The sequence below is a fragment of the Pseudoalteromonas rubra genome, from assembly GCF_005887095.1.
Taxonomy (GTDB): domain Bacteria; phylum Pseudomonadota; class Gammaproteobacteria; order Enterobacterales; family Alteromonadaceae; genus Pseudoalteromonas; species Pseudoalteromonas rubra_E.
Genome location: NZ_PNCI01000008.1, coordinates 52,296 through 65,709, shown reverse-complemented (window position 1 = coordinate 65,709; position 13,414 = coordinate 52,296). Strand labels below are relative to the sequence as shown.

The following is a 13,414-nucleotide window of genomic DNA, read 5'->3' as shown; positions in this document are numbered from 1 at the left end:
GGAAAAACAATAAGATGACAAAGGCATTAAATATATCTGGCCTGCGCAAGGTCTACAGTAACGGCGTTGAAGCCGTTAAAGGGATTGATTTACAGGTGGAGCAGGGCGACTTTTTCGCATTGCTTGGCCCAAATGGTGCGGGTAAGTCGACCACCATAGGCGTTATTTCATCTTTGGTAAACAAAACGGCGGGTCTGGTTGAAGTCTTTGGCCAGAGCATAGATACCGATCTGGAAGCGGCCAAGTCTCACCTTGGTCTGGTGCCGCAGGAGTTCAATTTTAACCAGTTTGAAACCCTCAATCAGATTTTGGTGAATCAGGCCGGTTACTATGGCGTGCCGCGTGCACTGGCCCACGAGCGCGCCGAAAAATACCTGAAGCAACAGGGCTTACTGGATAAAAAAGACAAGCAGGCGCGCACCTTGTCTGGCGGTATGAAACGCCGCCTGATGATTGCCCGGGCGCTGATGCATGAGCCAAAGCTGCTGATTCTGGATGAACCCACTGCCGGGGTAGATATCGAGCTGCGACGCTCTATGTGGGATTTCCTGCGCGAGATCAACGCGCAGGGGATCACCATTATCCTGACCACTCATTATCTGGAAGAAGCTGAGCTGCTGTGCCGCAATATTGCCATTATCGATCAGGGCAAAATTGTCGAACACACCACCATTAAAGCCTTGCTGGCGAAGCTGGACAAAGAAACCTTTGTACTGGACCTTAAAGCACCAATTAACCCGGTAAAACTAGATGGCTATGAGTATACCCTGACTGATGACCACACGCTGGAAGTCGAGGTGGCTAAGTCTCAGGGTCTGAACGGGGTATTTACCCAGCTCAATGAGCAGGGCAATACGGTGCTGAGTATGCGAAATAAGGCTAACCGCCTGGAAGAGTTGTTTGTCGGATTACTGGAACAGGGGCGCAGCGAATGAAAATCTTAAACTATGGCGTAGCACTGAAAAGTATCTGGATCAAAGAGTGTATCCGTTTCCTGCGCATTTGGGTGCAAACCCTGGTGCCACCGGCCATCACCATGACCTTATACTTTGTGATATTTGGTTCTCTGATCGGCTCACGCATTGGTGAAATGGGCGGTTTCAGCTACATGGAATTCATTGTGCCGGGTCTAATCATGATGTCGGTGATCACCAACTCGTATTCCAATGTGGCATCCAGCTTCTATTCCACCAAGTTTCAAAAAAGCATCGAAGAGCTGTTAGTGGCTCCCGTGCCTAACTACATCATAGTGTTGGGATACATAGGTGGCGGTATGGCCCGTGGTATGCTGGTGGGGTTGATAGTCACTTTGGTTAGTCTGCTGTTTGTCGACATTCAAATTCACAATCTGGCGGTGATAGTACTGACGGTATTACTGACCTCGGCAGTCTTTGCGCTGGGTGGTCTTATTAATGCGGTCTTTGCTAATAGCTTTGATGACATCAGCATCATTCCAACCTTTGTACTGACGCCGCTCACTTATCTGGGAGGGGTGTTTTACTCCATCACTTTGTTGCCGGAGTTCTGGCAGGGCGTGTCTCAGATAAATCCGATCATCTACATGGTGAATGCCTTCCGCTATGGTTTTCTGGGCGTCTCTGATGTCGATATCACACTGGCATTTTGTGTGTTAATTGGTTTTATCACTGTGCTGTTTGCGGTGGCATTGAATCTGATCAAGCGTGGTGTTGGCCTGCGCCATTGATCTGAAAGGTGGCAGAGGCGACTCTGCCACACAACCGCTTACTAAATCAGGCGGACTGAGATAAAATACCCCCATTATATTTCAGACTATGAGCCACAATTCGCTGTTATGTCAGACGCAAACTCCAGAAGCATCACCAGTAATCAGGCCGGACTCCACGAAAAGTTAGACGAAGTGGTCCAGAAACACCTCAATACACCGTTCAAAAAGCCCATTGCGGCCCATACTCAACAGGCTTTTGAGCAGGTAAATGAAAAAGTGCAGGCATTCGATGGTCCCGTTATTTTGGACTCCTGTTGTGGTGTAGGCGAGAGTACGGCGAATCTGGCAAAGCGGCATCCGGATGCGTTAGTCATTGGTATCGACAAGTCGGAACATCGCCTTGAAAAGCACGATATTGAATACAAACAGACGGAGTCTGGTCAGTACATTCTGGTTCAGGCGGATCTGAACGACTTTTGGCGTCTGGCCTGTGAGGCCAGGTGGCAGCCAAGTCATCACTATTTGCTCTATCCTAACCCCTGGCCGAAAGCCAAACATCTGCAAAGACGCTGGCACGGTGCGGCGGTGTTCCCTTATATCGTTGAGCTGGGTGGCCGACTTGAGTTACGTAGTAACTGGTCAATTTACGTTGAGGAGTTTGCCCGCAGCCTGGAACTGGCCGGCAAAAAGGCTGAGGTCAGTGCCTATGAAAGCGACACTGCTATGACGCCGTTTGAGCGTAAATACTGGGCCAGCGGACAACAAAGCACCCGACTTATCGCGCAATTGTAATTTATGCGGCCATGTCTCTAGCGCCAGTGATGTGGCTGTCTAAATCAGGCGCTGGCCCGAATGTCTTTACCCATATTACCAGGGGTGATATTGATGTGTGGCCCCGGCGTGCCAATCAGGCTTCCCTCAACCAGTTTTACGTTACAATCCAACAGTTGTTCAAGCTGATGTTTGCTTTGTACGCCATCCACAAGCAAGGTGATTTGGCGTTCATGACATAGTTTGGCAATGTGCTCAATATATTCATGAAGCTGAGTATCTTCGCTCAGTTGCTCAATCACGCTGGATGTCAGTTTAACGCTGTCTATGGTGAGTTTTAGCACCCGGCTGATAGTCAGCAAGCCGCTGTTACTCGACGCCACCATGATATTCACGCCTTTGCTTTTCAGGACATTAATATACACCCGCATATCGGCAAAATGTTCAATCACTTCTTGCTCTTCCAGTTCAAAGGTGATTTTGCCCGGTTGCGGGTAGCGCCTTATCTGAGCAAAAATAAACTCCATCATTTGCGGATCCGCCAGGTCCTGCCAGCTCAGCTGCATGCTCCAGGCATGATGCGATTTACGAAAATGTGCGGTGCACAACTCTAGCATCACTTTGGTCAGTTGCGAGCTCAATCTGGAGTGGCGGATAACGTCTGAAAAGGAGTCAGGCCGTAAGATCAGACCCTGTTCAGTCAGCACCCTGGGTGTGCAGTGGTACTGTTCAACCACTTTGCTCTGTGTGCCCATACGTGGTGTAAAGTAGGGAAGAATGCGGTGCTGCTCAAACGCACTTTGCACCGTTTTTGCAATGGCAATATGCGACTCCTGAATGGTCTTTATCTGTGTCGGGTCCTGGCCATACAAGCATACGCGTTGCTGCTTTTGCTGTGCCTGACGACAGGCTATAAACGCATTTTCCAGTAACAGGCGTTTATTGCCACTGGCGATCCCTGCGGTGACCTGAATATATAAATGTGGATCCTGCAGGATAGGCGTAGTGGTTGGGAACTCATTAATCAGACTACTCAGATAATGCTCCCCTTTATTGGCATCACTGAGCAGCACCAGCTTGGCGGTCGCAAGGCGATAGACTTTAAATGGCACGGTAAACTCACTGAAGTGGGTCATCACTCTGCGCATGATCTCATCGCCAACATCGGTACCATAAAAGCTCACAATTTCTTCCAGCTCTTTAATTGCGATAATGGCCAGGCTCAGATGCTGATTTGGGTTTTTGGCCAGATCCTGCTCCAGAGCCAGGCGATTCGGGAACCCGGTACGCGCATCGGTAGTTAGCGTTTTTCTGAGTATTAATAAATACATACCGGCAACCAGCAAAGCAATTGCAAAGAAAAAACAAGCCGTAAATAAGGCTTCTTTTACGCTTTTAGCCAGTTCAGTTTGAATATGCGAGGTTTTAATGTCTGCGCCGGTGAGATAAACCCGTCCGTCACGCGTTACATAAGGAATAAAAATGGTTTTAAAGTGACCCCATTTGTCTTGTGAGACTTCGTATAAAGGCTGAGTTGAGCGAAAGGCGCTTTTATTTACCGCGGTGGCTTCTGCATACAGGTCCAGTTTGCGGGTGACTTTGTCCTGTAAAACATCATTCTGAGTATAACTGGAGGCGCTGAACCGTACAGAAGGGGCATCATAAATCATGGCATAGACATATTCGACACCCAGGTGCTGAGCAAGCTGTGACAATTGCGCGCTTTTATGACGGTATTCTTCGTTGCTGACTTCATTGAGTCTGTCATGATAATCGTCGCCCAGTATCAGCTGAGCGCTGCGTGCGGCCATCATTAGCTTTTGATCTATGCTCTTAACTATGGTGGTGCGAGTCTGATGGTAGGTATAGAGCACGTACGCCGACAAAGACGCAACAAAAATCACAAAACCAATGACTATCCAGGTCAGAGATAGCGCCTTTAGGGCAAAATTCCGTTTATTCATGTCAGTTTCCGTTTGAGTCTTCAAGTCTGATGGCGTGGATTGTTCCTAATACTATCCATTTCTCGCATTGCTGACAAAATATTTAACGAATTTGCGCTAGTTTTGAACCCTAATCCTTACATGAGTCGTACTAAAGGGTTGGGTTGACTCTCTTTACTGTGTCATCAGAGGTTCATCAAAATATCAAGCAGAGTTCATTTTTTTTGACAGCATTGCAGACTTTCCCATCGCTTTACAGTAAAGTTAGTCATTTCGTATCAACTTGGCAAGGTAACTCCCGACATCAGTTACCCATGCATGATTAGGTATTAAAATGGGTCCAAAGCGTTGTGCAGTCGCTTCTGAAGAAAGCTTAATGCGTATCTTTACCGTTCCAGAAGCACCCAGCTCCACGTTAAGTGTGATAGAGCAGGAAATTTCCAGTAATCTGGCTGGCTTTCTGAATGAAAACATCGCCGCAATCGAAAAACCATTGCACGAGATAGAGAAAGACTTTCAGTCGGCAATGATCCCGGAAGAACCGATGTTTGTGTCTGATTATGCTCAGGATATTATGGAGCAATTGGTTGCGCATTCTGTTCATACCGCGTCGCCAAGTTTTATTGGCCATATGACATCCGCATTGCCGCACTTTGTTCTGCCGCTGTCTAAATTGATGGTGGGGCTTAACCAAAACCTGGTAAAAATAGAAACTTCAAAGGCTTTCACGCCATTGGAGCGCCAGGTGCTGGGCATGATGCACCATCTGGCCTATGGCGAAAATGACGGCTTTTATGAAAAGTGGATGCACAGTGCTAAGACAGCTCTGGGGGCATTTTGCTCTGGCGGCACCATTGCCAACATCACGGCTTTGTGGATTGCCCGCAACCGTTTGCTGGGCCCGGATGGCAACTTTAAAGGTCTTGCCAGCGAAGGCATCATGGCTGCGATGCTGCATTATGGCTATAAAGGCCTGGCAGTGTTGGTGTCTGAGCGTGGTCACTACTCATTGGGTAAAGCCGCGGATGTACTGGGCATTGGCCGTAGTAACTTTATTGCCGTCAAAACCGACGACAATAATAAAGTGAATGTTAATGCGATGCGCGCTAAAGCGCAGGAACTGGCTGAAAAAGGCATCAAAGTAATGGCGATTGTCGGGGTCGCGGGTACCACAGAAACGGGTAACATAGATCCACTGCCAGAAATGGCGGCGCTCAGTCAGGAGCTTGGCTGTCATTTTCATGTTGATGCTGCCTGGGGTGGTGCCACCTTACTGTCTGCCAATTACCGTCACTTACTTAACGGTATTGAGCAGGCTGATTCCATCACGATAGATGCGCATAAACAAATGTACGTGCCTATGGGCGCTGGCATAGTGTTGTTTAAAGACCCCACAGCAACAGACGTGATTGAACATCATGCTGAGTATATCCTGCGTAAGGGCTCAAAAGATTTAGGCAGTCATACACTCGAAGGCAGTCGGCCCGGTATGGCGATGCTGGTGCACGCCTGTTTACGCGTGATCGGGCGCAAAGGCTATGAGATGCTGATCGATAAAGGGATCGAAAAAGCGCGGTACTTTGCAGAGCTGATCCGTGAAGAAGAAGATTTTGAATTGGTGTCGGACCCTGAGCTGTGTTTGCTGACCTATCGCTATGTACCAAAGCAGATCCGTCAGGCAATTGAGCATGCAGATGAGCAAGAGCGCATCGACATTTATGCCGCGTTAAACCGCTTTACCGCCAGTATGCAGAAGCGTCAGCGCGAATCGGGACGTTCGTTTGTTTCCCGTACCCGCTTAACGCCGCCTCAGTATCAACATCAGCCCACCGTGGTATTCCGAGTGGTACTGGCCAACCCTTTGACCTCAAAACAGATGTTAAAAGAGATTTTGGCAGAGCAAAAGGGGCTGGCGCAGAGTGACCCGGTATTTAAAAAATATCTTGCAAAATACATGGCCTAGTTCGGTCATCCGTTCTGGTGCATACGCTCTGGGCAAGAAAACAATGCATTTTGTCGCAGGCGAGATATTATTAGAGTATAACAACGGTATGGCATCGCAATAAGACGATGCCCTAATTCATCAGCTTTGCGACTTGGTAGTACCTTTGAATCGATTAACTCAGAGCACGCAAAAATTGCGGCGGATCAGCTCGCAAGAGGTCGATGTTTCCGGCGAACATCAGAGCTTTTTGCGAGATATCATTTTTGAGGCAAAATCCTTGCTTCAGGTCGATCGTGTGTCGGTGTGGTTGTTTGACGACATGCATCAGCCGACCAAGTTACTCAATTACGCCAATACTGACTGGCAGGCGGTGCCGCAGCAGTTGCCAGTGTTGACGATTGAAGATTTCCCTACTTATTTTGCAACCATTATCAGCGGCCAGTCTATTGCTGCTGAGGATGCATGCACCGATCCTCGTACCTGCGAATTTACCGATATCTACCTCAAACCTCACAACATAGCGACTATGCTGGATACGGCCATTTTTAAAAATGGCATTGCACTGGGAGTGGTTTGCTGTGAAGGGCTTGCTGATGTGCGTCAGTGGCAGGAGTGGGAAGTGACCATCACGGAAATGGTTGCTGATTGTTGTAGCCGTCGTTTGTTGGTACATGAGCTATATCAGATGCAGCAAAAGCTCACCAAAATGGCGTTTCAGGACATGCTTACGGGTCTGAACAACCGTCGTTTCCTGATGGAGCATGCTAAGCGTGAGATGAGCCGTCATCAGCGCACGGAGCGGCCGATGAGCTTGATCATGATGGACCTTGACCGTTTCAAGCGGATCAATGACGACTTTGGCCATGATGCCGGCGATAAAGTGTTGCAAAAGTTTGCCCAGTGTTGCCTGGATGTGGTACGCGTGGAAGACTGTTTTTGTCGCTTAGGCGGCGAAGAGTTTGTCGTGTTGTTACCAGAAACCTCGGTCAGTGATGCGCATATGGTGGCCAACCGGCTATGTACGGCTGTCCGGGACATGGAAGTGCGCCAGGAAAACATGTTGATCCATGTCACAGCCAGCTTTGGAGTCGCTGAGGTAAACCCCAGTATGCCGTTTAGTCATGCCCTTAAAATGGCTGATCAGGCGGTGTACCGCGCTAAGGCCAATGGCCGTGATCAGATCCAGCTCGCCTATTAACTGCTGTGGCTAAGTAGCGCCTTGAGCTTAGCAGGTTTTAGCGGTTTACTCAGGTAGTGGATCTGTGCCTGCTTGGCCTGTAGTTTTAAACTGTCATCACGGACCGCAGTAATGAGCACGGCCGGGGTCTTTGCATCCCAGCACTGCCTTAACTCCTGGATCAGGCTGACGCCATTTTCACCATTATCGAGCTGATAATCCATCAGGATAAAATCCGGTGCCGGGTTGTTGGCGGCATATTCCCGGGCTTTGTTTGCCCTTTCAAACATCTGATAACCTAATTGCCACTTATCCAGCAAACTGGCCATGGCAGCCAGATTTTTGGGGTCGTCATCCACTACCACCAGATTGAGTTGTGCCTTACTGGCAGTCTTTTGCTCTATACTGTCTGCTTTTTGCTGCAGCTGCTGATGATCTCCCAGTGGCACTTCTACACTGAAGCGACTGCCTTTGCCTGGAATGGAGTGCATTTCCAGTGGCATGCTAAGGAGCTCACACAGTCGTTTTACAACGCCCAGCCCCAGCCCAACGCCTTTGTTGTCGCCACTTTGAATGCGATAAAAGTCGTTAAATATTTTCTGTTGTTCTTGTTCTGTGATACCCGGGCCTGTATCCCAGACTTCAATGCGAACACTGTGGCTGCGGCGGCGACAAGCCAGCAGGACGCGACCATGCTCAGTATATTTGACGGCATTGGACACCAGATTCTGCACGATACGGCGAAGATAGGTAATATCGCTGTGGATCACCTGGTGGCTGGTTCTAACATGCAGCGCCAGACCTTTTTCCTGACACAAAATGGCATATTCACTGGCCAGGGGCGACATGATCTCATCGATGTCAAAATGACGAGGTGTGGGTGTCATCGCGCCCTGTTCCAGTTTAGCAATGTCCAGTAGCGCAGACATCAGATGAACGGTCGAATCCAGGCTGGCACCCAGCTTTTCCAGATTACTGCGGTCGTTACCTTCGAGCTTTTCCTCATTAATCGCAGCCAGGTAAAGGCGAGCGGCATTCAGCGGTTGTAAAATATCGTGGCTGGCCAGCGCCAAAAATCGGGTCTTACTGTCATTGGCGCGTTCAGCCTCTTTTTTCGCGGCAACCAGGGCTTGCTCCGTTTCCTCCCGGCTGGCAATCTGGGCTTTAAGATCCTGGTTTATCAGACGGATCTCTTGTGTTCTTGCCTCAATGCGGTTTTCGAGATCCATGTTGATCTCTTCCAGTGCGTTCTGCGTGTCGATGTGGCTGGTGATGTCAGAGAAACTGGTGACAAAACCACCTTCTGGCAGCGGGTTACCCGTCATTTCGAACACTTGCCCGTTGCTGCGATGTCGAATGAAATGGTGCGATGTGCCATTTTTCAAATGCTGCACACGTTTTTCGACCAGTTTTTCAAGCTCTCCCGGGCCACATTCGCCGCGTTCAGCGTTAAAGCGGATCACTTCCTCAATACTCTGGCCTACCTGTAAAAAACCATCCGGGTATTCAAACATTTCATGATAACGACGGTTCCAGGCAACCAGGTTGAGGTCTTTATCCACCACTGAAATTCCGTGGCTGAGATTTTCCAGTGAGGTGAAAAGCAGGTTCTGGTTGAACTGCAATGCCTGGGTGGTTTCATCGAAAAAGTTGACCACTTCTTCAAAGGCAAGCTGTTTACCTGAGGAAACGGCATGGATCAACGCACGGGCAGAAGAGGCACCCAGCACGCCAGTGAGTGCTCGCTCACAAAAAGCAATAAAATCCGCGCTCGGATAGGCATTGCTGTCTTCAATATCGTGATTGATGGCATAGTGGCTGAGTAACTGCTGACTGCGCTGGATCCCTAAAAAGGTTTGCAGTAGCACGGTAAAGTCATACACCGTCGCTTTGACGTCTTTGTTGAGACGTTTGGCGGCGCTGGCCTGTTCCCAGGGGCTGACAAAGGCGGCTGCCTGAATTTTATCTATCAGACGCTCATATGCACCCAGAGAGAAGCTGATATAACAGCTGATATTGGCCAGCAGTGCTAGCAAGGTGCCGCGGGTGATGATGGTCTGACGGGTTTCAAAGTCCAGACTGCTGCCGGCTTCTATCACCGGAAACATCAGGAATAACATCCAGCATAAAAAGCCGGCCAGCAATCCGGCATACACGCCATAGGCGTGGCCTTTACGCCAGTATAGTCCGCCCACAATGGCCGGAAGTAACTGAGTCACCAGAGAAAAAGCCACCAGGCCCATGTTTGCCAGGGCTTCACCATGGCCAAACCACTGCTGATAGAGGAACGCCAGGACCAAAATGGCGGCAATGATAAAGCGTCGGATCAGCAGAATACGGGTTTTATAGTTGCTGGTAAGGCGATTCTTTTTAAACTTACGTTTTAGCAGCAGCGGCAGCACGACATCGTTAGAGAGCATGGTACTGAGTGTCAGTGTTGCCACCACTATCATGGCTGTGGCGGCGGATAATCCCCCGATAAACACAAAGGTGGTGATCAGCGGGTGACCCTGCATCATGGGCAGTGCCAGTACAAAGCTATCCGCAGCCACGGCCTGACCAATATTAGGATGAATGGCGGCGCTTGCAATGGGCAGTATCATCGCCGCTATCAGGATGAGGTACAATGGGAATGCCCAGCGTGCGGTACGCAGATGACGACTATCCTGATTGTCGACTACGGTTACATGGAACTGCCGGGGCAGACAGATGATGGCGGCGGCGGCCATCAGTGTCTGGCCGATAAAGTTGAAATTGGAAAAATCAAACCCCTGCCAGTGTGCAAACAACGTCATATCGGCGCTATTTTGTGACAGTAATGCCTGTATGGCTATGACGGCAACGGCCATCAGTGCCAGCAATTTAATCAAGGATTCAAATGCGACGGCGAGCATTAATCCGGAGCGATATTCGGTCACATCGACTTTGCGGGTACCAAAAAAGATGGCAAACAGTGCCATCAGCAAAGTCCCGGTCATGGCCAGCATACCCCCTGAGATCGGGGTGCCCTGTTGTAACAACAAAAAGCTGCTGCTCAGTGCTTTGAGTTGCAGTGCAATATAGGGAATGGTGGCCAGCAACGCTATCATGGTCACCATGACCGCTGTGGTCTGACGCTTACCGTAGCGTGCCGAAATAAAGTCGGCGATAGTGGTGATATTCTGCTTTTTACTGACCAGGATCAACTTGCGCAAAAAGCCCTGACCAAACATAAAAAGCAGCGCTGGGCCCAGTAAAATGGGCAGATAGTGCCAGCTGCTGGTTGCGGCGGTTCCTACTGAGCCATAATAGGTCCAGGAGGTACAATAGATGCCCAGGGCTAAGGCGTAGACAAAAGGATGGTGACTGATCCGTGTCGCAGCCGGCGTGGTTTTATCTCCCCAGTTGGCCAGCCAGAATAGTAAGCCGATATAGGCGATGGCAACGAGGATCAAGGCAGCCGTCATAATGAACCCTTGTGTTAATGCTTGTTATTGTCTTTATGTCCTTAAAGTAGCATCACTTGCAGAGAATCCAAAGTGGCATAATCATCTGATTTTAAAAAATTATTCGATTTTTATTGAGTTAATTAGACTAATGTCTTATCTCCTGAATATGTGTCCCTGAATTTGCTAACTTCCCCTGTTATAATTGTTTAACTATTTGAATTTATTTAACTTAATGGTATTTGAAAAACCTTTATTCAGCAGTTTACGTAAACGTAACTTAGTCGTTACGACTAAGGTCTCAATTTCATCTTGACGGGCCATTGCTACAGTCAAAAGGTCATTAACACCAGCACATCGGCGACAGGTGTGTGAAAGGGGACTTATCATGGCTTTTAAAAGTGAAGAACAAGCAAAAGCATATTGGTCAGAGAATCTAGCCTTAATGTTTAAGCTATTAGTAGTGTGGTTTGTGGTGTCTTTTGGATGCGGCATTCTGCTGGTTGATGTACTCAACGAGGTCCGGTTCTTCGGATTTAAGTTGGGTTTTTGGTTTTCGCAGCAGGGCGCAATTTATACCTTCGTTGCTTTGATTTTTGTCTATGTATTCAAAATGGATGCGCTGGACAAAAAATACGGCGTGGATGAATAAGGAGCGCTATGATGGATGTTCAAACTCTCACCTTTATAATTGTTGGGCTCAGTTTTGCCCTCTACATCGGCATTGCCATCTGGGCCCGTGCCGGTTCAACCAATGAATTCTATGTTGCCGGCGGTGGTGTACCGCCTGTGGCAAACGGCATGGCAACGGCCGCGGACTGGATGAGTGCTGCGTCGTTTATCTCTATGGCCGGTATAATCTCATTTGCCGGTTATGATGGCGGCGTTTATCTGATGGGCTGGACCGGTGGTTATGTACTGCTGGCATTGTGCCTGGCGCCTTATCTGCGCAAGTTTGGTAAATTCACTGTGCCCGATTTTATCGGCGATCGGTATTATTCACAGGTGGCACGGGTTGTGGCCATTTTGTGTGCAATTTTTATCTGCTTCACTTACATCGCGGGACAAATGCGTGGTGTCGGCGTAGTGTTCTCTCGCTTCCTCGAAGTTGACATCGAAACCGGTGTGTATATCGGCATGGTTATCGTGTTCTTCTACGCCGTACTCGGTGGCATGAAAGGCATTACCTATACTCAGGTTGCACAATACTGTGTACTGGTCTTTGCCTACTTAGTGCCTGCTATCTTTATCTCTTTGATGATGACAGGTCACTTACTGCCGCAAACCGGCTTTGGTGGTACTCTGGCGGATGGTTCCGGAACCTATTTGCTGGATAAACTCGACGGGCTCAGTACCGAGCTCGGCTTTGCGCAATACACCGAAGGCTCCAAGAGTATGATTGACGTGTTTGCTATCACAGCGGCGCTGATGGTCGGTACTGCTGGTCTGCCACATGTTATCGTACGTTTCTTCACCGTACCCAGAGTAAAAGACACTCGTATTTCTGCGGCCTGGACCTTAGTCTTTATCGCCATTGTATACACCACAGCACCGGCTGTTGCATCATTTGCTCGCGTGAATATGATTGATACGATCAATGGTAAAGATGGCAGTGGTACGGCGTATGCCGAGGCGCCACAGTGGGTGAAAAACTGGGAAAGAACGGGTCTTATCACCTTCAATGATAAGAATGGCGATGGCAAAATGTTCTACTCAGCAGGTAAAATTGACGACCCGGCGAGCCGCAATGAAGTGAAAATTGACCGTGACATCATGGTACTGGCGAACCCGGAAATTGCCGACTTACCAGCCTGGGTGATCGCACTGGTGGCAGCGGGTGGTATCGCAGCGGCACTGTCGACCACAGCGGGTCTGCTACTGGTTATCTCGACCTCGGTCTCTCATGATTTACTCAAACGCACCCTCAAACCGAATATCAGTGATAAGCAAGAACTGCTGGCGGCACGTTTGTCGGCAATGGTGGCCATTGCAATCTCTGCCTACTTTGGTATTAACCCGCCCGGATTCGTGGCGTCGGTGGTGGCCTTTGCCTTTGGTCTGGCGGCGGCAAGCTTCTTTCCGGCGATCATCATGGGGATCTTCTCCAAGCGTATGAATAAAGAGGGCGCCATCAGCGGTATGGTGTGTGGTATCGGTTTCACCGCGGCTTACATTATTTACTTTAAGTTTGTCAGCCCGGAACTAAATACGCCTGCTAACTGGTTGTTTGGTATTTCACCAGAGGGGATTGGCATTATTGGTATGTTAGTGAACTTTGGTATTGCTGCCATAGTGATGAAGCTGACGGCTGAGACGCCACTTGAAGTGAAGCAAATGGTTGATGGGATCCGTAATCCGAAAGGATCTTCTGCAGCACACGCGCATTAATACTCACTCTATCGGATAGCGAAGAAACCAACTACTTCATGGCGAAAGCTGTGGAGTAGTTGTCATTTTTGGGAGGGA

At 49.0% G+C, this 13,414-nt stretch carries 9 protein-coding genes; 7 read left to right on the top strand and 2 right to left on the bottom strand.

Annotated features, from left to right (window positions below; genetic code table 11):
- Nucleotides 1-14: 14 nt before the first annotated feature.
- The 3 genes from CWB99_RS03670 (at nt 15) to trmB (ending at nt 2,479) form a co-directional block, all read left to right on the top strand.
- The gene (locus tag CWB99_RS03670; RefSeq protein WP_138550658.1) at nt 15-935 is read left to right on the top strand and encodes an ABC transporter ATP-binding protein; all 921 of its coding nucleotides are present in this window, start codon (nt 15-17) and stop codon (nt 933-935) included.
- A gap of 2 nt (nt 936-937) precedes the next feature.
- Nucleotides 938-1,705 carry an ABC transporter permease gene (locus CWB99_RS03665; protein WP_138550871.1) on the top strand — a complete coding sequence of 256 codons (768 nt, stop codon included), beginning with the start codon at nt 938-940 and terminating at the stop codon, nt 1,703-1,705.
- Nucleotides 1,706-1,813: 108 nt separating this feature from the next.
- Complete coding sequence (gene trmB / locus CWB99_RS03660) at nt 1,814-2,479, top strand: tRNA (guanine(46)-N(7))-methyltransferase TrmB (RefSeq protein WP_138550657.1); 666 nt, start codon at nt 1,814-1,816, stop codon at nt 2,477-2,479.
- 44 nt (nt 2,480-2,523) lie between these two features.
- Here the strand turns inward: trmB and CWB99_RS03655 are convergent, their stop codons facing one another.
- Nucleotides 2,524-4,422, bottom strand: a complete 1,899-nt coding sequence (locus CWB99_RS03655; RefSeq protein WP_138550656.1) for an EAL domain-containing protein — start codon at nt 4,420-4,422, stop codon at nt 2,524-2,526.
- 313 nt (nt 4,423-4,735) lie between these two features.
- On the opposite strand from CWB99_RS03655, the gene panP reads away from it, so the two are divergent.
- Together panP and CWB99_RS03645 are read left to right on the top strand one after the other, a co-directional pair.
- Nucleotides 4,736-6,364, top strand: coding sequence for a pyridoxal-dependent aspartate 1-decarboxylase PanP (gene panP / locus CWB99_RS03650; RefSeq protein ID WP_138550655.1), 1,629 nt, complete (start codon nt 4,736-4,738; stop codon nt 6,362-6,364).
- Nucleotides 6,365-6,509: 145 nt separating this feature from the next.
- Complete coding sequence (locus tag CWB99_RS03645) at nt 6,510-7,544, top strand: sensor domain-containing diguanylate cyclase (protein WP_138550654.1); 1,035 nt, start codon at nt 6,510-6,512, stop codon at nt 7,542-7,544.
- On the opposite strand, the gene CWB99_RS03640 is transcribed toward CWB99_RS03645, so the two are convergent.
- Complete coding sequence (locus CWB99_RS03640) at nt 7,541-10,969, bottom strand: PAS domain-containing hybrid sensor histidine kinase/response regulator (RefSeq protein ID WP_138550653.1); 3,429 nt, start codon at nt 10,967-10,969, stop codon at nt 7,541-7,543. The two genes, CWB99_RS03645 and CWB99_RS03640, sit on opposite strands and share 4 nt — an antisense overlap.
- 367 nt (nt 10,970-11,336) lie before the next feature.
- On the opposite strand from CWB99_RS03640, the gene CWB99_RS03635 reads away from it, so the two are divergent.
- Nucleotides 11,337-11,600 carry a DUF4212 domain-containing protein gene (locus CWB99_RS03635; protein WP_010383473.1) on the top strand — a complete coding sequence of 88 codons (264 nt, stop codon included), beginning with the start codon at nt 11,337-11,339 and terminating at the stop codon, nt 11,598-11,600.
- 11 nt (nt 11,601-11,611) lie between these two features.
- Nucleotides 11,612-13,336, top strand: coding sequence for a sodium:solute symporter family protein (locus CWB99_RS03630; protein ID WP_138550870.1), 1,725 nt, complete (start codon nt 11,612-11,614; stop codon nt 13,334-13,336).
- The last annotated feature ends 78 nt before the right edge of the window (nt 13,337-13,414 follow it).